Here is a 19,571-nt window from a genome sequence, read left to right on the forward strand (position 1 = left end):
CAAGGTTGGCTCACCTTGAGCGAACTGCACTCTTTTTTTCTGGGAGTTTCGTAAATGGCAGTTGCCTCCGGCGCCTATAAGAAAGCCCTCGAGGGCGACCAGACACCTAAACAGGTGCTGGTCAAAATCGACCGGGTCACGAAGAAGTTCGACGAGACGATTGCCGTGGACGATGTGTCCCTGGAAATCAAGAAAGGCGAGATCTTCGCCCTGCTCGGCGGATCGGGATCGGGCAAGTCCACTTTGCTGCGCATGCTCGCCGGTTTTGAACGGCCCACGGAGGGGCGCATTTTCCTCGACGGCGTAGACATCACCGACATGCCGCCGTATGAGCGGCCGATCAACATGATGTTCCAGTCCTACGCCCTGTTCCCACACATGACCGTGGCGCAGAACATCGCCTTCGGCCTCAAGCAGGACAAGATTTCTGCCGCTGAAGTCGACGCCCGCGTGGCCGAAATGCTCAAGCTGGTGCAGATGAGCCAGTACGCCAAGCGCAAGCCGCATCAACTGTCCGGCGGTCAACGTCAGCGTGTGGCGCTCGCGCGCTCCCTGGCCAAGCGGCCCAAGCTGTTGCTGCTCGACGAGCCGATGGGTGCTCTGGACAAGAAACTGCGTTCGCAAATGCAGCTGGAGCTGGTCGAGATCATCGAGCGAGTCGGCGTAACCTGCGTCATGGTGACCCACGACCAGGAAGAGGCCATGACCATGGCCGAGCGCATCGCGATCATGCACCTGGGCTGGATCGCCCAGATCGGCAGCCCGATCGACATCTACGAAACCCCGACCAGCCGCCTGGTCTGCGAATTCATCGGTAACGTCAACATCTTCGAAGGCGAAGTCATCGACGACGCGGAAGGCCACGCGATCATTACCTGCAAGGACCTGGATCGGAAAATCTACGTGGGCCACGGCATCAGCACCTCGGTGCAGGACAAGTCGGTCACCTACGCGATCCGTCCGGAGAAGCTGCTGGTCACCGCCGACATGCCGACCTGCGAATACAACTGGTCCAGCGGCAAGGTCCACGACATCGCCTACCTCGGCGGTCACTCGGTGTTCTACGTCGAGTTGCCAAGCGGCAAGCTGGTGCAATCGTTCGTGGCTAACGCCGAACGCCGTGGCCAGCGCCCAACCTGGGGTGATCAGGTTTACGTGTACTGGGAAGACGACAGCGGCGTGGTGCTTCGCTCATGAACATGCGCAAATTCAAACGCCGCCTCAATCGAATAATTCCCGGTGGCCGCCAACTGGTCATCGGGGTTCCGTTCATCTGGCTGTTCCTGTTCTTCATGCTGCCGTTCTTCATCGTCCTGAAGATCAGCTTCGCCGAAGCCGACGTCGCTATTCCGCCGTACACCGAGATCTATACCTTCGCCGAACAGAAGTTGCAGCTGCTGCTTAACCTCGGCAACTACGCGATGCTGGCCGGCGACGAGTTGTACATCGCCGCCTACCTCGGCTCGTTGAAGATGGCTCTGATCAGCACCGTCCTCTGTCTGCTGATCGGCTACCCGATGGCCTACGCCATCGCCAGTGCCCGCAAAGAGATGCAGACGGTGCTGGTTTTGCTGATCATGATGCCGACCTGGACCGCGATCCTGATCCGCGTGTATGCGTGGATGGGCATCCTCAGCAACAACGGCCTGCTCAACGGCTTCCTGATGACCATGGGCTGGATCAACGAACCGCTGCAGATCCTCAACACCAACCTGGCGGTCTATATCGGCGTGGTTTACTCGTACCTGCCGTTCATGATCCTGCCGCTCTACGCCAACCTGGTGAAGCACGACAACAGCCTGCTGGAGGCGGCCTCCGACCTCGGGTCGAGCACGTTCAACAGCTTCTGGAAAATCACCATTCCGTTGTCCAAGAACGGCATCGTTGCCGGCTGCATGCTGGTGTTTATCCCGGTGGTGGGTGAGTTCGTGATCCCGGAACTGCTTGGCGGTCCGGAAACCCTGATGATCGGTAAAGTGCTCTGGCAAGAATTCTTCAACAACCGTGACTGGCCGGTGGCTTCTGCCCTGGCGGTGGTGATGCTGGCGATCCTGATCGTGCCGATCATCCTGTTCAACCGTAGCCAGGCCAAAGAGATGGAGGGCAAGGAATGAAGCGCTTCCGTTTCTCGAGTTTCATGCTGGTAGTGGGGCTGATGTTTATTTATCTGCCGATGCTGATTCTGGTGATCTACTCGTTCAACGCCTCCAAGCTGGTGACGGTCTGGGGCGGCTGGTCGATCAAGTGGTACGTCGGCTTGATGGACAACACGCAACTGATGGGCTCGGTGGTGCGCTCGCTGGAAATCGCCTGCTACACGGCGGTAGCGGCGGTGGCGCTGGGCACATTGGCTGCCTTCGTCCTGACCCGTATCACCCACTTCAAGGGACGCACGCTGTTTGGTGGCCTGGTCACCGCGCCGCTGGTAATGCCCGAGGTGATCACCGGTCTGTCGCTGTTGCTGCTGTTCGTGGCGATGGCGCAGATGATCGGCTGGCCGCAGGAACGTGGCATCGTCACCATCTGGATCGCCCACACGACGTTCTGTGCGGCCTATGTGGCGGTGGTGGTGTCGGCGCGCTTGCGTGAGCTGGACCTGTCGATCGAAGAGGCTGCCATGGACCTTGGCGCCCGACCGTGGAAGGTGTTTTTCCTGATCACCATCCCGATGATCGCGCCATCGCTGGCGGCGGGGGGCATGATGTCTTTCGCGCTGTCCCTGGATGACCTGGTACTGGCGAGCTTCGTTTCCGGCCCGGGTTCGACGACCTTGCCGATGGAAGTGTTCTCGGCAGTGCGCCTGGGTGTGAAACCGGAGATCAACGCCGTGGCCAGCCTGATTCTGCTGGCGGTGTCGCTGGTGACGTTCCTGGTGTGGTTCTTCAGCCGGCGTGCAGAAGAGTCGCGCAAGAAAGCGATCCAGCAGGCGATCGAGGAAAGCGCAGCCGACTCGTGGAAGCAACCGGACGTGCGTCGCGCGCAGGCGCCGGAAGCGGTCTAAGGCCGATCACAAATCCATTGTGGGAGCGAGCCTGCTCGCGATGAGGGCATGACATTCAACGATGATGTTGAATGTCAGGCCGTAATCGCGAGCAGGCCCGCTCCCACATTTGGACCGTATTCGGATGGACAACTCAGTCAACTGTGGGAGCGGGCTTGCCCGCGATGAGGCCCGCCCGGTCAACACAAATTATTGGGCCTTGGGCACCAACTTCAACGTACTCCGCGTATTCGCCGCAACTTCCTCTTCATTGAGGTAAGCCTGAAAATACATCCCTTCGATATATGCCTCGGCCTGGTCTTCATAGTGGCTGTTGAAAGGCACGCCGCTCTGGCCCACCGGGTTGACAGTCAGGCTGTGCGCCGGGTCGGCGAAGTCGATCAGGCGCCGGGTCGACGGGCCATAGGTGACAGGCCAGGGCGCCGGGCCGATCTTCGCCGAGAGGTTGTTCGGTACTTCATGGGTGCCAGGTGCGGCGAACGGGCCGACGTTGAAGATCCGGTCCAGCGGCTTCTGCTGCCCAAGCGGATGACCATGAGTCAGCGTATGCGCCTTGCCCCACTGCCACTGCGTGACGTCTGTGCCGAGGGTGGTGCGCAGTTGCGCCAGACTCGCTTGCCAGGCCACCTTGACCGTGTCGGCGCGAGTTTCCCTGGCTGGAGTGTTGCGGTTGTCCCACCACGGCGAGTCGGCGTTGGCTGCCAGGCGCGGCAGTGCGGCATCGATCACCCGTGTCGAGAGCAGGGTTTCGAAGAATGCATCGCCCAGCTCGTCGTGCATGGTCGCGTCAGCCAGGTTGAACAGCAGCTGGTTGAACAAAGTGGCACTGGTCGAATCCAGCGGGTAATCGCCTGGCCACTGGGCCAGTTGCTCGACCAGCTTCAGCTCCGCAGGATCGCTGACCACTTCGCGCAACACCGGCAACAGTGGGGCAAGAAAGCACGGGCCGTAGCTGGTGGTGGTACCCAGTTGCAGTTTCTGGCTGGCATCCAGGTCCCATTTGACCGACTTGTCGCCAAGCTGACGATTGAGTTGCTGACCGCGATCCGCCAGGTTGTAGTACCCGGGAATATCAATGCCGGTTGGTGACACCGGCTGGAAATTGGCCGAGACGATATATCCCCGTGGCGGATTTTCTTCCTGGGGGTTGGCGCTGAACGGGTAGAAGCCGTCTTTCTCCGATTCAGCCGTGCTGCCATCGAGAATGAAGTCGCCGCGCACGCCGGCAGGGCGCTTGGGCAGTTGGGCGGCCGCCCACCAGCCGATATCACCCCTGGCATTCGCCCAGACGATGTTCAGACCCGGCGCCTGGACCTTGGCCGCCGCACTGCGGGCCTTGGCGAGGGTGTCGGCACTGTTGAGCTGGTAGAAGCCTTCGATAATCGGGTTCTGACTTTCGAGGAAGGCCCACCACATGGCGATCGGCGTCTTGCCGGCGTTGGCCCCCAGCGCATCATTGACGATCGGCCCGTGGGGCGACTGGCGCAACACCAGCGTCACCGGTGCCTGGCCCTTCACGGCGATCTGCTGCTCGCTGGAGACCATGTCCACCCACTTGCCGCGGTACCAGACCTGGTTGGGGTTGTCCGGGTTGACCTTCTCCGCTATCAGATCGAGGTCATCGTTCTGGAACATGGTGATGCTCCAGCCGAAGTCGTGATTGAGTCCAAGCGATGCAAAGGGCATCAGCGCCTGATAGTGGCCGTAGAGTTCAAAGCCCGGGGCCGAAAGGTGCGCCTCGTACCACACTGAAGGCACGGAGAAGCGAATATGCGGGTCACCGGCTAGCAGCGGCTTGCCGCTTTTGGTGCGGCTGCCGGCAACGACCCAGGCGTTGCTGCCTTCGAACTGCGGCAGGCCGTTATCTGCCAGGGCCTGTTCGCTCAGGCGGGCGAGGGCGTTGAGGTCCTTCCAGTCGATGCTGGCATGGGCGGCGCCAGCACCGCCGGGTTGTTTTGCCAGCACCCCTTTGGGCTGCCAGTCGAGATCGAAGACGCTCAGGTAGTTCGAGCCGAGTTGATCGCGCACGTAGGTCAGCAGGGGCTCGGTGCGAAACGCCGCAGCAAAACTGTAGGCCATGTAGCCGGCGATGCTGATGGTGTCCTGGGCGGTGAAAGGGCGCTTGGGGATGCCCAGCACGTCGAACTCGACCGGCCGCGGATGGTTGTCCTGATATTGATTTATGCCGTCCAGGTAGGCCTGCATGGCGATGAATGCCGCAGATTGTTTATCGAGGTTGGCGAGGTAGGTTTCAGCGCGCTCGCGGATGCGCAGGCTGCGCATCAGCTTGTCGGTATCGAGCAGTTTTGGCCCCAGCACTTCGGCCAGCTCGCCGCGAGCGAGGCGGCGCAGGATTTCCATCTGGAACAGCCGGTCCTGGGCCTGCACATAACCCAGCGCTCGATACAGGTCTGGTTCGTTTTCGGCGCGAATGTGCGGCACTCCGCGCTCGTCGTAGCGCACCGTGACCGCGCCCTGCAGGTGCGGCAGCTCAACCATGCCCTTACGCGTCGGCTGTTTGCTGTAGACGTACCAGCCGGCGCCTGCAGCGAGCACGACAACCAGCAGAACGAGAGCGGTCAGGAGGCGTTTCATGATGATTCCTTGTTCTTGTTATGAGTGGCAGCTATTCCCTGGCGACACTGTTTAACACGACATGCCGAAACGGCCCATCGCCCTTAGGAGGGATTCGTATTGCCGGATTTGTCGCTACTTCGTGGCAGCCTCGGTCCAGGGGCAGTAACACCCCACCGCTAGTGTGTGGGTCGCACTCACGGCGCGGCCTTCGTTCAACGCCTGCAGGATCGGTTCGATGAAACTGTTGCTCGAATTACAGGTGAGACCTTCGCTGTAGGGGCCGAAATACGCCAGCTTGCCCGCGCGGTCCCAGATCGCGACTGCGGGGCTGGCGGGGATCTGCTCGGAGCCGGGCAATACGCTGATATTTTTCAGGCTGCTCAAGGTGCCTGGTAGCTGGCCGTGAGTACCCGGCTTTTGCACCGAGTAGAACTCGATGCCCTGCGGCACATACCGCTCGACCAGTTCGCTGAGGTGTTGCTGGTTGCCGACATTGCAGGGGCACGCCGGGTCCCAGAAGTGCACCAGGCGAATGGCCCCCGGGCCTGCGAGGTCATCCGGCAGGCGCAAGGGGTCGCCTGAGAAAACCGCCGTGTGTTCACTGAAAGCGCGCAGGTAGCGCCCCTGAAACCAGTCGTAGGCCGCCCACAAAACGGCGGCGCATACGAGGGCGAGCAGGCTGGCGAGCAGTGTGGTGCGGTAGGCCGGGTGCATGGATTGCATTCCTTTGAGGTCGGCTAGCTTGCCATGCTTGCCGGGACAGATGAATATCGCAGGCCGATAAAGTCCGTTTCGTTCGCTGGAATTTGCTCATGTCTGCCACTTTCGCCCCCGATCACTTGCGCGCCAGCCTGCGGCCATTGGCCCAAGGCCGGCCATTGTCGGAGGAAGGGCAGGCGTATCAGCGGTTTTACGGGCTGGATTTTCCTGGGCGCGAACTGCGCAGTGGTCTGGGTAGATTCGACGTGGGCAGTTATCAGGTAGTCAGCCAGTTCTGGTGGCCGGAGCGGGCGAAGGCGACGTTGTTCCTGTTCCACGGTTTCTACGATCACACCGGGTTGTATCGGCACGTGATCGACTGGGCGCTGGAGCAAGGCTTTGCGGTGATTGCCTGCGATTTGCCGGGACATGGCCTGTCCAGCGGCGAACGGGCGAGCATCAGGGATTTCGCCGAGTACCAGGACACACTGCAAGGGTTGTTTGCCGAGGCATTGTCCATCGGGCTGCCACAGCCGTGGCACCTGTGCGGGCAAAGTACGGGTGGGGCGATCGTGATTGATCACGTGCTCAACGCGGGGGTGGATAGCCCGGCCCAGGGCCAGGTGATTCTGTTGTCGCCGCTGGTTCGGCCGCGAGCGTGGGGCTGGTCGCAGCTGAGTTATTACCTGCTCAGGCCTTTCGTCAAAGCTATCGCGCGGCGCTTCAGCGAAAACTCGAACGACCCGGATTTCCTGCCTTTCCTGCAAGCCGACCCGCTGCAACCGCTGCGACTGCCGACTGCCTGGGTCGGCGCGCTGGCCCGCTGGATCAAGCGCATTGAGGCGGCACCCAACAGTCCGCGTCGGCCGCTGATTGTGCAGGGCCAGGCGGATATGACGGTGGATTGGCAGCATAACCTTGGGGTGTTGCGAGCCAAGTTTGATCGGCCGCAGGTGTTGATGCTGCCGGAGGCGCGGCATCATTTGGCGAATGAGACTTTGGCGTTGCGGGCGGAGTATTTTGGGTTTTTGACCAAGCGGATCAAGGGCCGGAATTTGTAGCGCTTGTGGGGGCCTCTTCGCGGGCAAGCCCGCTCCCACAGGGTTGGCTGAGTTGCACAAATTTCATACACACCCGAAAACCTGTGGGAGCGGGCTTGCCCGCGAAGAGGCCCCATCAGGCACTGAAGATTACTGGCTGAGGTTAGTCTGCCCCACCGCCAACCCCGCCCGAATCGCCGCCAGCGCCGCCTGGTAATACGCCTTGCCCTCCGCCGACTCGGCAAAGGTCGCAAACTCTTCCAGTTCGGTGTCCGACAGGTCGCGATATACGTAAAGCAGCGTGTTGTTCAGATCACTGCCAATCTGGTCCATCAGGCGCTGGCGCTGACCATTCAACATGCCTTGCGCCTGCCCACCGCCCAGCAGCCCGGGAATCATCGAGCTAAGGCTGTCGGCAGCGACGCCGGCAATCGCCAGGCTGACCTCGGCACCCGCTTCACGTGCAGGCAGGGCCTGGGCCAGGTGGCCGATGATCAGCAGGCGGGTGTCGCTGGCTTCGATCTTCGGCAGACCCTTGACATTTTTCGCCAGTTGATCACGACGGGTCGCCAGCAGTTCCGCCGCGACAATTTTCTTGCCCAGCGGCGACTGGAAAAACGCCAGTGCCGGCTTGGGATCGGCCAGGGTCTTGCGCAGTTGTGCCTCGGCGCGCTGATCGACCGCCTGGGGCGCAAAACGCTGGTTGCTGTTGTTCACCAACGCCTGGAACACCGCCGGTGGCAGGCTGTTCTGGTAACGCTGCTGGGCGGCCGAGAGGGCATCGTTGAAATGCGCGCGTTGTTCCGGCCAGCCGGCGACCTTGTACAACTGATCGTAGCCGTCTGCCCAGGCAGGCATGACGCAGAACATCAACAGTGAGAAAAGCAAACGGCGCATAGGGACTCCTGTCAGCAGGCGACTATTCTCCGTGTGGCATTCGGACTTGTCGAGAATTCGTATCAAGCCGCTGCACGGCTCTGTCGGATTTGCAGACACAGGAATACTATGCGCGCCATGCAAATATCCTCGGATCATCCGCTGCTGTTACGAATCGTCGATGACCTCGCCACACACGGCTGGTCGCAGCAGAATATTTTCCTGCCTCTGGGTCTGACCCGGGAACTGGCTGCTGAGTGCCATAAACGTGCAGCCGAAGGCGAATTGACCCCCGCCGCAGTGGGTCGCGGACCTACTTCGGAGATCCGTGAGGGCATTCGCGGCGATCACATCCAGTGGATCGAGCCGGGCGATTCGCTGGCTTGTAACTGTTATTTAGAGCTGATGGACAGCCTGCGCGAGGCGATGAATCGGGGCCTGTTTCTTTGCCTGGAAGATTTCGAAAGCCATTTTGCGCTGTACCCGCCGGGTGCCTTCTACCTCAAGCATGTCGACCGCTTTCGCGATGATGACCGGCGCATGGTCTCGGCGGTGGTCTACCTCAATGATGCCTGGCTGCCCGAGCATGGCGGCCAGTTGCGCATGTACCTGGACGAAGGTGTGGAGCACGACGTAGTGCCCACCGGCGGTTGCCTGGTGGTATTTCTTTCGGGTGAAGTGCCTCACGAAGTCCTGCCCGCGAGCCGCAATCGGCTGTCGGTGACAGGATGGTTCCGCCGTCGCGGCAACGAGCCGTTCTGATCATGCAGAAGATTCTGGTCAGCCGCTGCCTTCTGGGCCATCGCGTTCGCTACGACGGCGGTGCTAGTGGGCCATTTGATCAGCTGCAGCAGTGGGTGGATGAAGGTCGCGTCGTACCCTTGTGCCCCGAGGTGGCCGGTGGCTTGCCGACGCCCCGGGCTGCTGCGGAAATTCCCGGAGGGCAGGGCGGCGAGGTGCTGGATGGGCAGGCGGCGGTCATCACCACCGACGGCGCGGATGTTAGCGCCGAATTCCTCTCAGGGGCTTATCAGGCACTGGAACTGGTGCAAAAGCACGGCATCCGGATCGCAGTGCTCAAGGCCAACAGCCCGTCGTGCGGGAATCTATTGACCTATGACGGGACTTTCAGCGGGGTGAAAGTCAGCGGCGAGGGCGTGACCGCGGCGTTGCTCAGGCGTAATGGCGTGCAGGTCTTCAGTGAGCTCGAATTACCGCAAGCCGCCGCGGCGCTGGCCTGTAGGAGTGAGCCTGCTCGCGATGACGGTCTCACAGCCAACTATGATGCTGAATGTTGAGGCCTCATCGCGAGCAGGCTCGCTCCCACAGGGTTTTGCAACGAGTCTGAGATCAGGGCTTGGGGGCCACGCTGGTGTCCGCGCCAAACCACTTCTCTGACAACGCCTCCAGCCGCCCATCCGCCTTGATCCTTCCCAACGCATTCTCCAGGCTGGCATGAAACGCCGGGTTACCCTTCTGGAACGGGATTGCCAGGCTCACCGGCGCAGCCGCTTTCGGTTTTTCCTGCGCGAGCGTCTGCACCAGCAGCATCGAGCGCGGCTCCGGTTCTTTCTGCGCGATCAAATCGGCCTTGGCGTAGCTATAAGGCTCGCTGAAGTCGAAACGATCCTTGAGATCCGGGGTCAGTGCTATGTGGTTGATGGCAACGTCGAACTTGCCGCTCTCAACCCCGGGCAATAGCTCGCTGGCATCGGTGACCACGAAATCGGCGCGTACATCCAGCTCTTGGGCCAGCAGCTGGCCCAGTTCGACTTCAAAGCCGGTCAATTTGCCGTCGTCCTTGAAATTGAAGGGCGGTGTATTAGCCTCAAGAGCAATGCGCAGTTCGCCACGGTCGTTGATATCGTCAATCAACTCGGCATGAGCCAATGGGCTCAAAAGGGGTAGCAGGCAGATCAGGCCAGGCAAAAAGCGCATGGTCACTCCTTTGAATTCATTATTGCGAGGCTCTGGGTCGGCTCGCTTTGCTATGGTTGTCGGAGCCTTCGACAACAAATGGTCATGAAGTTGTCATGACTGCGCAGATTTTACGTAAAAACTGGAGAAGAGAATGAAAACCTTTATGTCACGAGCAGCATTGGCTGGCCTGTTGATGGGGGCTTCGATGCTGGCAACGGCAGCCACTCCGGCTCCCGAGGGAGCGGAAGCGTTCATCGTTTCGCCGGAAGACGGTGCCACGGTGGGTCAAGAGTTCAAGGTCAAGTTCGGCGTCAAGGACATCTCTCTGGCCCCGGCGGGCGATGTCACCAAACACACCGGTCACCACCACCTGCTGATCGACGTCAAAGACCTTCCTGCCGCCGGCCAGCCGATTCCGACCGACGCCAATCACATGCATTTCGGCAAGGCGCAGACCGAAGCCACCATCAAGCTGCCGCCAGGCAAGCACACCTTGCAGCTTGAGCTGGGCGACAGCGGCCACATTCCGTTCGATCCGCCAATCGTGTCGAAGAAAATCACCGTGACGGTAAAGTGAATTTTCACCAGGCATGAAAAAGGGAGCCCCGAGGGCTCCCTTTTTTGTCGCTCAAATCGCTGTCAGAACAACACCCGGCAACGAATGGTGCCGTTGATGTGCTGCAGCTTCTCCTGAGCGATCTCGGAGTAATCGGCGTCGACGTCGATCACGACGTAGCCGACTTTCTCGTTGGTCTGCAGGAACTGACCGGAGATGTTGATGCCGTTTTCGGCGAAGACCTTGTTGATCTCGCTCATCACACCCGGGATGTTCTCGTGGATGTGCAGCAGGCGGTGCTTGCCAGGGTGAGCCGGCAGGGCCACTTCCGGGAAGTTTACCGACGATACCGAAGTACCGTTGTCGCTGTACTTGACCAGTTTTTCCGCCACTTCCAGACCAATGTTGGCCTGCGCTTCGGCGGTGGAACCACCGATGTGCGGGGTCAGGATCACGTTGTCCAGGCCGCGCAGCGGGCTTTCGAACTCTTCGTCGTTGGAGCGCGGCTCCACCGGGAACACGTCGATGGCCGCGCCGATCAGGTGCTTGTCCTTGATTGCGTCTGCCAGGGCCTGCAGTTCAACCACAGTGCCGCGAGCAGCGTTGATCAGGATGCCGCCTTTCTTGATGGCGCGGATTTCCTTCTCGCCGATCATCCACTGGGTCGCAGCGGTTTCCGGAACGTGCAGGGTAACGATGTCGGACATGCCCAGCAGTTCGTTCAGGTTGCCGACCTGGGTCGCGTTACCCAGAGGCAATTTGGTCACGGTGTCGTAGAAATACACCTGCATGCCCAGTCCTTCAGCCAGGACCGACAACTGAGTACCGATCGAGCCGTAACCGACGATGCCCAGTTTCTTGCCGCGGATTTCGAAGGAGTTGGCTGCGCTCTTGATCCAGCCGCCACGGTGGCAGGAAGCGTTCTTCTCTGGGATGCCGCGCAGCAACAGGATCGCTTCGGCCAGCACCAGCTCGGCTACGGAGCGAGTGTTGGAGTACGGGGCGTTGAACACGGCGATCCCGCGTTCGCGAGCCGCGTTCAGGTCGACCTGGTTGGTGCCGATGCAGAAACAGCCGACTGCGACGAGCTTCTTCGCGTTGTCGAAGATCTCCTCGGTCAGTTGAGTGCGGGAGCGAATGCCGATGAAGTGCGCATCAGCGATCTTTTCCTTCAGCTGGGCTTCCGGCAGAGAACCTGTGAGGTACTCGATGCTGGTGTAGCCTGCCGCCTTGAGGACGTCGACAGCCGATTGGTGGACGCCTTCGAGAAGAAGGAACTTGATCTTGCTCTTATCGAGAGAAGTCTTGCTCATCTGCGTAAACCCTGTATCCCGGAGAAAAATGGCAGGAAATGGAGCAGCCTGGAGCTGACCCGGACGGCAGGAAAGCCGTCGCCGCAGAACAGCCTTTGAGCACTATCCTGCGGGGTCGGTATGCTAGCATAGGCGCCCCGCTAAACACTCATTCCTGCGACGTGAAGCGTTCTCAGGATGACCATGAATTGTTCGAGAGTTCTGTCGATGACCAATCCTGCCCTGATTGATGAGCTGAAGACCCTGGTTGAGCCTGGCAAGGTGCTGACCGATGCCGACTCCCTGAATGCTTATGGCAAGGATTGGACCAAGCATTTCGCCCCGGCGCCCACCGCCATCGTGTTCCCCAAGACCACCGAGCAGGTTCAAGCCATTGTCCGTTGGGCCAATGAACACAAGGTGGCGCTAGTGCCGTCCGGTGGTCGTACCGGGCTTTCTGCGGCAGCGGTGGCAGCCAACGGCGAAGTCGTCGTGTCGTTCGACTACATGAACCAGATTCTCGAAGTGAACCTCGTTGATCGCACCGCCGTGTGCCAGCCTGGCGTGGTCACCGAGCACCTGCAGAACGTTGCTGAAGAAAAAGGTCTGTACTACCCGGTGGACTTCGCTTCGGCCGGTTCCAGCCAGATTGGCGGCAATATCGGCACCAATGCCGGCGGGATCAAGGTGATTCGCTACGGCATGACCCGCAACTGGGTGGCGGGCATGAAGGTCGTCACCGGCAAGGGCGATGTGCTGGAACTGAACCGCGACCTGATCAAGAACGCCACCGGCTACGACATGCGCCAGCTGTTCATCGGCGCTGAAGGCACCCTTGGTTTTGTGGTCGAAGCGACCATGCGCCTGGACCGTGCGCCGAAAAACCTCACCGCCATGGTGCTCGGTACCGCCGATTTCGATTCGATCATGCCCGTGCTGCACGCGTTTCAGAGTAAGGTCGACCTGACTGCATTCGAATTTTTCTCTGACAAGGCTTTGGCCAAGGTCATGGCGCGCGGCGATGTGCCCGCGCCGTTCGAAACCGATTGCCCGTTCTACGCGTTGCTGGAATTCGAGGCGACTACCGAAGAAGTGGCCAATCATGCCCTGGAAACCTTCGAGCACTGCGTGGAGCAGGGCTGGGTGTTGGACGGCGTGATGAGCCAGAGCGAAACCCAGCTGCAAAACCTGTGGAAGCTGCGTGAGTACATCTCCGAGACCATCTCCCACTGGACTCCATACAAGAACGACATTTCGGTGACCGTGTCGAAAGTACCGGCATTCCTCAAGGAAATCGACGCGATCGTCGGCCAACACTACCCGGACTTCGAAATCGTCTGGTTCGGCCACATCGGCGACGGCAACCTGCACCTGAACATCCTCAAGCCGGATAACCTGAGCAAGGACGAGTTCTTCGCCAAGTGCGCCACCGTCAATAAGTGGGTGTTCGAAACCGTCGAGAAGTACAACGGTTCGATTTCCGCCGAACACGGCGTAGGCATGACCAAGCGGGATTACTTGACCTACAGCCGCTCGCCCGTTGAGATCGAGTACATGAAAGCCGTCAAAGCGGTGTTCGACCCGAACGGCATCATGAACCCGGGCAAGATTTTCGCTGTTTGACTTTCGAACTTAAGCGCTACGAACCAGGAGCCGGTCAATGAGCTATCAGCACCAGTATGTCGACGGTACGCGTATTCACTTTCCACTGGGGAAAGTGGTGTGCATCGGGCGCAACTACGCCGAACACGCCAAGGAACTGGACAATCCGGTGCCTAGCGAACCGCTGCTGTTCATCAAGCCAGGTAGCTGCGTGGTGCCGCTGGAGGGTGGTTTCAGCATTCCGACCGAGCGCGGTTCCGTGCATTACGAGGCAGAGATTGCCGTGTTGATCGGCAAGCCGCTGTCGACCAAACCAAGCCGGGAGGAGGTGCTGGATGCCATTTCCGGTTTCGCTCCGGCCCTGGACCTGACTCTGCGCGACAAGCAGGCCGAGCTGAAATCCAAGGGCCTGCCGTGGGAAATCGCCAAGTCGTTCGACGGTGCTGCGGTCATTGCGCCGTTCGTGTCTGTGGGCAGTTTCGCCGACCTGACCGATATCGGCATTTGCCTGACCATCAACGGTGAAGTTCGCCAGGATGGCAACAGCAGCGCGATGCTCAACCCGATCGTGCCGATGATCCAGCACATGGCGGGCTGCTTCTCGCTGCAGGCCGGTGACGTGATCCTGACCGGCACGCCGGTGGGCGTTGGCCCGCTGAATGTTGGTGACGAACTGGTGATTGAATTGCCAGGCGCCAGCAGCTTCACCACCAGCGTTCGCTAAGACTTCCTGTGGAAGCACCGCTTACCTGTGGGAGCAAAGCTTACTGTAGGAGCAAAACTTACTGTGGGAGCAAAGCTTGCTCGCGACAGCGGTCTACCATCCAGCATCAATGTTGCATGCGAAGGCCTCATCGCGAGCAAGCTTTGCTCCCACCAGGATTGTTCGCCATGACCTCTATTCTTGAATTTCCGGAACCCATCCTTTAATGGCCAACCAACCGCTGCCCACGCTCAAACCTTCCCGCCGCCCGCGTTTTTCCATGCGCTGGTACTACTGGCTGTTGCTGGTCGCCGCCGTAGCCTATGGCCTGGCCATTGCCATGCATTGGGACGACCGTGGTGTGCTCTGGTTGAAGGAGCGTTTCGAGAGCCAGGCCGAGCGTCAGGAAAGTATCTGGCTGCCGAATTACACGGCAGTGATCGACGCCAAATTGCTGCCCGGCCTGGAAAAGGACGAAGCCTCCGACCTGGCCTACAACGCTCAAACCAAAACGCTGTTCTCGGTCATGGGCAAAAATCCGTTCCTGGTCGAACTGTCGTTGCAGGGCGACGTGTTGCGCAAAATGCCTCTGGTCGGCTGGAGCAACCCGGAAGGCCTGACGGTCATGGGCAATGGCCTGCTGGCCATCGTCGATGAGCGCGATCACCAGCTGTCGATCGTCAAGGTCGATGCCGACACCCGCGAACTGAACATCGCTGATTTCCCGAAGTACGACCTGGGTCCTTCGAAGGACCAGAACAAGGCGTTCGAAGCCATCGTCTGGGACTCGCACAATCAGCAGATGCTGCTGGGTGAAGAACGCCCTCCGGCGCTGTTCACCTGGAAAAGCAGCGACGGCGTTTCACTGACCGGCGACAAGCAGAAGCTCGACAGTGACGAGCTGGACATCCGCAACTTGTCAGCCCTGGCCATCGACCCGCGCACCGGCCACACTCTGGTGTTGTCAGCCGATTCCCACTTGTTGCTGGAGCTGGACGAGAAGGGCGAGCAGGTCAGCTTCATGACTCTGCTGGGGGGCTTCAACGGTTTGAAGAAGACCATCCCCCGGGCCGAAGGCGTGACCATGGACGAAGCCGGCAACCTGTACATGGTGAGCGAACCCAACCTGTTTTATCGCTTCGAAAAGCAGAATTGATGACGATGCCGTGTAGGATTACTTCTGCACGGTTGTAGGACAGCGCAAGTGGCCATTAAGCTTCAGTTCAGACAGACGTGATATTTCATCCGCCAGTCCTGAATCCGAGCCGCCAGAATGCGTCGATTTGCCCGTCCCAAACCTCTGATCCTGATCTTCGCAGTAGTCGCGCTGCTGGCGTTGATCGCGATGGGCCAATACCTGCGCCTGTTCGAGCGCGGCTGGTTCAACCTGCATGCGCTGTGGCAGCCCGAAAATGAGCTTTCCATTGGCCTGGATCGTTATCAGGTGACTGTCGAGGCGCGGGTCATCGAAGGCCTGGATGACGATGTATCGGCCCTGACTTTCGATCCGGTGCGCAAAAGCCTGTTCACGGTGACCAACAAGAATTCCGAACTGATCGAGCTGTCACTGGACGGCCAGATCATCCGGCGCGTTTCGCTGATCGGTTTTGGCGATCCGGAAGCGGTGGAATACATCAGTGCCGACACCTATGTGATCACCGACGAGCGCGAGCAGCGGTTGATCAAGATTCGCCTGGAAATGGACACCACCTTCCTCGATGCGGCAGATGCCGAGCAGATATCCCTTGGCGTGCACATGGCCAGCAACAAGGGCTTTGAAGGCCTGGCGTACGACTCCGTGGGCAAGCGTTTGTTTGTCGCCAAGGAGCGCGACCCGATGCTGATTTACGAAGTGCAGGGTTTTCCGCACTACAACCCGGAAAAATCCTACGCAGTGCACGTGATCAACAACCCCAAGCGCGATGCCGGGATGTTTGTGCGGGATCTGTCGAGCCTGCAATACGACGAACGCAGCGGCCATCTGCTGGCGCTGTCCGACGAATCGCGGCTGATTCTGGAGCTGGATGTGGACGGTCGACCGCTGAGCACCATGTCGTTGAACAAGGGGCGTCAGGGTTTGCAAAAGACTGTGCCGCAAGCGGAAGGGATCGCCATGGATGACGAGGGTACGATGTACCTGGTGAGTGAGCCGAACCTGTTTTACGTGTTCAAGAAGCCAGCCCAACCTTAACTTCAAACACATAACCCTGTAGGAGTGAGCCTGCTCGCGATAGCGGTGTGTCAGCCGACATCAACGTCAACTGACCGTCCGCATCGCGAGCAGGCTCACTCCTACAGGTATTTCAGTTGTCCACACAAAAATAGGCAGCCACGCTTACTTCGCGCGCAGGGTCTTCACGCCTTCACTGGTACCCAACAGCAGCAAATCCGCGGGCCGCGCAGCGAACAAACCGTTGGTTACCACGCCGACGATCGCATTGATCTGCTGCTCCAGCTCCACCGGGTTGGTGATCTGCATGTTAAACACGTCGAGGATGATGTTGCCGTTGTCGGTCAGCACGCCTTCGCGGTAAACCGGGTCTCCGCCCAGCTTGACCAGTTCCCGGGCCACGTGGCTGCGGGCCATCGGGATCACTTCCACCGGTAGCGGGAACTCGCCGAGCACCGGCACCAGTTTGCTGGCGTCGGCAATGCAGATGAAAGTCTTGGCCACGGCGGCAACGATCTTCTCGCGGGTCAGGGCAGCGCCACCGCCCTTGATCAGGTTCAGGTGCTCGTCGCTTTCATCGGCGCCGTCGACGTAGAACTCCAGGTCGCTGACCGTATTCAGTTCGTACACCGGGATCCCGTGGCCCTTGAGGCGCGCGGCGGTGGCTTCGGAACTGGCGACTGCGCCATCGAACGCGCCCTTGTGTTGCGCCAGGGCGTCGATGAAGCAGTTGGCGGTGGAGCCGGTGCCGACCCCGACGACGCTCTTGTCGTCGAGTTTCGGGAGGATGAAGTCGACGGCGGCCTGGGCCACTGCCTGTTTGAGTTGATCCTGGGTCATGCGGGCTCCGAAGTGCCGAAGGAGGGGACGAAAGGTCGGCATTATAAGCTGCGGGGCGGGGAAGGTCATGCTCAAACCTGAGTGGGTACAACCCTGCGGGAAATCCCTTTGGAAGCCCTGTGAGAAATTCCTGTGGGAGCAAAGCTTGCTCGCGATAGCGGTCTGTCAGGTAGCGAGATGTTGAATGGCAAACCCTATCGCGAGCAAGCTTTGCTCCCACAGGTTTGGATTGGGATGTGGTCGTCCGGCGCGTAGCCGGGTTAGACTCCTTGGCCCTGCCCAACCCGCCCAGTGATGCTTTCCGATGCTCGAACAGTACGTCAAGAAAATCCTCACCTCGCGCGTTTATGACGTTGCCGTAGAAACCCCGTTGCAGACTGCTCGCCAGCTCTCCGAGCGGCTGGGCAACAACATCTGGCTCAAGCGCGAAGACTTGCAACCGGTGTTCTCGTTCAAGATTCGGGGCGCCTATAACAAGCTCACCCAGCTGAGCGATGAAGAGCGCGCGCGTGGCGTGGTGACCGCCTCCGCCGGCAACCATGCCCAGGGCCTGGCCCTGGCGGCGAAGGTGTTGGGCGTGAAAGCGACCATCGTGATGCCCAAGACCACCCCGGAGATCAAGGTCGAAGGCGTGCGCTCGCGTGGCGGCAAAGTGGTGCTGCACGGGGATTCGTTCCCGGAAGCTCTGGCCTACTCGCTGAAACTGGTCGACGAAAAAGGCTACGTCTACATTCACCCCTACGACGATCCCCATACCATTGCCGGGCAGGGCACGGTGGCCATGGAGATTCTGCGCCAGCATCCGGGGCGCCTGGATGCGATTTTCGTTCCGGTGGGCGGCGGCGGCCTGATCGCCGGGATCGCGGCCTATGTGAAATACCTGCGGCCTGAAATCAAGATCATCGGCGTCGAGCCGGACGATTCCAACTGCCTGCAAGCGGCCATGGCCGCCGGTGAGCGCGTGGTATTACCGACCGTGGGCATTTTCGCCGATGGCGTGGCGGTGGCGCAGATTGGCCAGCACACGTTCGACATCTGCAAAGACTATGTCGACGAAGTCATCACCGTCAGCACCGATGAAATCTGCGCGGCGATCAAGGATATCTACGACGACACCCGTTCCATCACCGAGCCTGCCGGCGCGTTGGGCGTGGCCGGGATCAAGAAGTACGTCGAGCATAACGGCGTTACCGGGCATACCTTTGTCGCCATCGACTCCGGGGCCAACGTCAACTTCGACCGCCTGCGCCATGTAGCCGAACGCGCCGAGCTGGGTGAGGGGCGCGAGGCCATCATCGCCGTGACCATTCCCGAGAAGCCGGGCAGCTTCAAGGCGTTCTGCGAAGCCATCGGCAAGCGCCAGATCACCGAATTCAACTACCGCTACAACACCGGCAGCGAAGCCCACATCTTTGTCGGGGTGCAAACCCACCCGGACACCGATCCGCGCAGCGCGTTGATTGCCAGCCTTGGCGAGCAAGGCTTTCCGGTGCTCGACCTGACTGACAACGAGCTGGCCAAGTTGCACATCCGCCACATGGTCGGCGGGCGCGCGGCGCATGTAGTCGACGAGGTGATCCTGCGTTTTGAATTCCCGGAGCGTCCTGGCGCGCTGTTCAACTTCCTGAACAAGCTGGGAGGGCGCTGGAACATCTCGATGTTCCACTATCGCAACCATGGCGCTGCGGATGGCCGGGTCGTCGCGGGCTTGCAGGTGCCGCATGACGAACGCCACCTGGTACCTGCGGCGTTGGAAGAGATTGGCTATCCGTATTGGGATGAAAGCGACAACCCGGCCTATCTGATGTTTCTTGGTTGAGCGGCTACGCTGTTGGGCAAGTCATAAGGAAATCGAACAATGGAAACGTTAACCGCCCTGAAAATGGCGCACACCGCGGCGACGGCGATCTTGTTGGGCTGTGCGCTTGGCCTGGGGATATGGGTTTGGCAAGCGCGGCGTAGTGGCGACGCGACTGCTCCGGCACGCACGTTACAACGGCCACGGGTGTTTGTCTGGCTGTTGATGGGGCTGGCGTTGCTGAGCATGCCGTTCACCGGCTGGTGGATGGTGCACCTGGTGGGCTGGCCGCTGGGGCAGTTGTGGTTGCTGGCATCCAGCGTGCTTTACACCGTGGCGGCGTTGGCCTGGTTCTGGCTGCTGGTGCGGCTGAACAAGCTGCGCAAGGCGCCGGGGGGCAATGGCAAGTTTACCTTTGCCTTGGCGTTGGTCAGTTTTGTGTGTTTGATCGCCATTTCCGGGTTGATGGGCGCCAAGCCGGTTTAAGGCTTGAGACC

General features: G+C 60.1%; 19 protein-coding genes. 13 read left to right on the forward strand and 6 right to left on the reverse strand.

All coding sequences use genetic code 11. The features are described from left to right. The first annotated feature begins 54 nt into the window (after positions 1-54). Genes ACYZTK_RS16645 through ACYZTK_RS16655 form a run of 3 tightly spaced genes read left to right on the forward strand, consistent with a single transcriptional unit; the run spans position 55 to position 3,001 of the window. Positions 55-1,197: an ABC transporter ATP-binding protein gene (locus ACYZTK_RS16645; protein ID WP_462010883.1), complete on the forward strand. Its 1,143-nt coding sequence runs from the start codon at positions 55-57 to the stop codon at positions 1,195-1,197. Positions 1,198-1,232: 35 nt separating this feature from the next. Then, positions 1,233-2,114, forward strand: a complete 882-nt coding sequence (locus ACYZTK_RS16650; RefSeq protein ID WP_462014916.1) for an ABC transporter permease subunit — start codon at positions 1,233-1,235, stop codon at positions 2,112-2,114. After that, the gene (locus ACYZTK_RS16655) at positions 2,111-3,001 is read left to right on the forward strand and encodes an ABC transporter permease subunit (RefSeq protein ID WP_462010884.1); all 891 of its coding nucleotides are present in this window, start codon (positions 2,111-2,113) and stop codon (positions 2,999-3,001) included. Before ACYZTK_RS16650 ends, ACYZTK_RS16655 begins: the two co-directional genes overlap by 4 nt. Positions 3,002-3,190: 189 nt before the next feature. Here ACYZTK_RS16655 and ACYZTK_RS16660 read toward each other — a convergent pair whose 3' ends face one another. Beyond that, the gene (locus ACYZTK_RS16660) at positions 3,191-5,596 is read right to left on the reverse strand and encodes a penicillin acylase family protein (RefSeq protein WP_462010885.1); all 2,406 of its coding nucleotides are present in this window, start codon (positions 5,594-5,596) and stop codon (positions 3,191-3,193) included. Between the two features lie 114 nt (positions 5,597-5,710). Next, a complete protein-coding gene (locus ACYZTK_RS16665; RefSeq protein WP_462010886.1) occupies positions 5,711-6,292 on the reverse strand; it encodes a DUF6436 domain-containing protein in 582 nt (193 codons plus the stop codon). Positions 6,293-6,390: 98 nt separating this feature from the next. Between ACYZTK_RS16665 and bipL the strand changes: the two genes are divergently transcribed. Continuing rightward, the gene (gene bipL / locus ACYZTK_RS16670; RefSeq protein ID WP_462010887.1) at positions 6,391-7,338 is read left to right on the forward strand and encodes a phospholipase BipL; all 948 of its coding nucleotides are present in this window, start codon (positions 6,391-6,393) and stop codon (positions 7,336-7,338) included. 129 nt (positions 7,339-7,467) lie between these two features. On the opposite strand, the gene ACYZTK_RS16675 is transcribed toward bipL, so the two are convergent. Next, the gene (locus tag ACYZTK_RS16675) at positions 7,468-8,214 is read right to left on the reverse strand and encodes a DUF2059 domain-containing protein (RefSeq protein WP_462010888.1); all 747 of its coding nucleotides are present in this window, start codon (positions 8,212-8,214) and stop codon (positions 7,468-7,470) included. A gap of 108 nt (positions 8,215-8,322) precedes the next feature. On the opposite strand from ACYZTK_RS16675, the gene ACYZTK_RS16680 reads away from it, so the two are divergent. Together ACYZTK_RS16680 and ACYZTK_RS16685 are read left to right on the forward strand one after the other, a co-directional pair. Further along, positions 8,323-8,955, forward strand: a complete 633-nt coding sequence (locus ACYZTK_RS16680; RefSeq protein WP_462010889.1) for a 2OG-Fe(II) oxygenase — start codon at positions 8,323-8,325, stop codon at positions 8,953-8,955. A 2-nt stretch (positions 8,956-8,957) separates the two neighbouring features. Next, positions 8,958-9,491, forward strand: a complete 534-nt coding sequence (locus ACYZTK_RS16685) for a 2-thiouracil desulfurase family protein (protein ID WP_462010890.1) — start codon at positions 8,958-8,960, stop codon at positions 9,489-9,491. Between the two features lie 52 nt (positions 9,492-9,543). Here ACYZTK_RS16685 and ACYZTK_RS16690 read toward each other — a convergent pair whose 3' ends face one another. Continuing rightward, entirely contained in the window at positions 9,544-10,131 is a 588-nt protein-coding gene (locus tag ACYZTK_RS16690; protein WP_462010891.1) for a transporter substrate-binding domain-containing protein, read from the reverse strand. Positions 10,132-10,264: 133 nt separating this feature from the next. Here ACYZTK_RS16690 and ACYZTK_RS16695 point away from each other — a divergent pair, with 133 nt between their 5' ends. Beyond that, the gene (locus ACYZTK_RS16695; protein ID WP_462010892.1) at positions 10,265-10,690 is read left to right on the forward strand and encodes a DUF4399 domain-containing protein; all 426 of its coding nucleotides are present in this window, start codon (positions 10,265-10,267) and stop codon (positions 10,688-10,690) included. Between the two features lie 62 nt (positions 10,691-10,752). Here the strand turns inward: ACYZTK_RS16695 and serA are convergent, their stop codons facing one another. Further along, the gene (gene serA / locus ACYZTK_RS16700; protein ID WP_462010893.1) at positions 10,753-11,982 is read right to left on the reverse strand and encodes a phosphoglycerate dehydrogenase; all 1,230 of its coding nucleotides are present in this window, start codon (positions 11,980-11,982) and stop codon (positions 10,753-10,755) included. A 207-nt stretch (positions 11,983-12,189) separates the two neighbouring features. Here serA and ACYZTK_RS16705 point away from each other — a divergent pair, with 207 nt between their 5' ends. The 4 genes from ACYZTK_RS16705 to ACYZTK_RS16720 all read left to right on the forward strand — a co-directional run bounded on the left by ACYZTK_RS16705 (position 12,190) and on the right by ACYZTK_RS16720 (position 16,457). Further along, entirely contained in the window at positions 12,190-13,584 is a 1,395-nt protein-coding gene (locus tag ACYZTK_RS16705) for an FAD-binding oxidoreductase (protein WP_462010894.1), read from the forward strand. 37 nt (positions 13,585-13,621) lie between these two features. Beyond that, a complete protein-coding gene (locus tag ACYZTK_RS16710) occupies positions 13,622-14,287 on the forward strand; it encodes a fumarylacetoacetate hydrolase family protein (protein WP_462010895.1) in 666 nt (221 codons plus the stop codon). Between the two features lie 205 nt (positions 14,288-14,492). After that, a complete protein-coding gene (locus ACYZTK_RS16715; protein WP_462010896.1) occupies positions 14,493-15,422 on the forward strand; it encodes an SdiA-regulated domain-containing protein in 930 nt (309 codons plus the stop codon). Positions 15,423-15,539: 117 nt separating this feature from the next. Next, complete coding sequence (locus ACYZTK_RS16720) at positions 15,540-16,457, forward strand: SdiA-regulated domain-containing protein (protein ID WP_462010897.1); 918 nt, start codon at positions 15,540-15,542, stop codon at positions 16,455-16,457. A gap of 144 nt (positions 16,458-16,601) precedes the next feature. Here the strand turns inward: ACYZTK_RS16720 and rpiA are convergent, their stop codons facing one another. Next, a complete protein-coding gene (rpiA, locus tag ACYZTK_RS16725; protein WP_462010898.1) occupies positions 16,602-17,276 on the reverse strand; it encodes a ribose-5-phosphate isomerase RpiA in 675 nt (224 codons plus the stop codon). Between the two features lie 304 nt (positions 17,277-17,580). Between rpiA and ilvA the strand changes: the two genes are divergently transcribed. Together ilvA and ACYZTK_RS16735 are read left to right on the forward strand one after the other, a co-directional pair. Continuing rightward, positions 17,581-19,095, forward strand: a complete 1,515-nt coding sequence (ilvA, locus tag ACYZTK_RS16730; protein ID WP_462010899.1) for a threonine ammonia-lyase, biosynthetic — start codon at positions 17,581-17,583, stop codon at positions 19,093-19,095. Positions 19,096-19,134: 39 nt separating this feature from the next. After that, complete coding sequence (locus tag ACYZTK_RS16735) at positions 19,135-19,560, forward strand: DUF2269 domain-containing protein (RefSeq protein ID WP_462010900.1); 426 nt, start codon at positions 19,135-19,137, stop codon at positions 19,558-19,560. Positions 19,561-19,571: the final 11 nt, after the last annotated feature.

This window comes from Pseudomonas sp. LB3P31, from assembly GCF_054897945.1.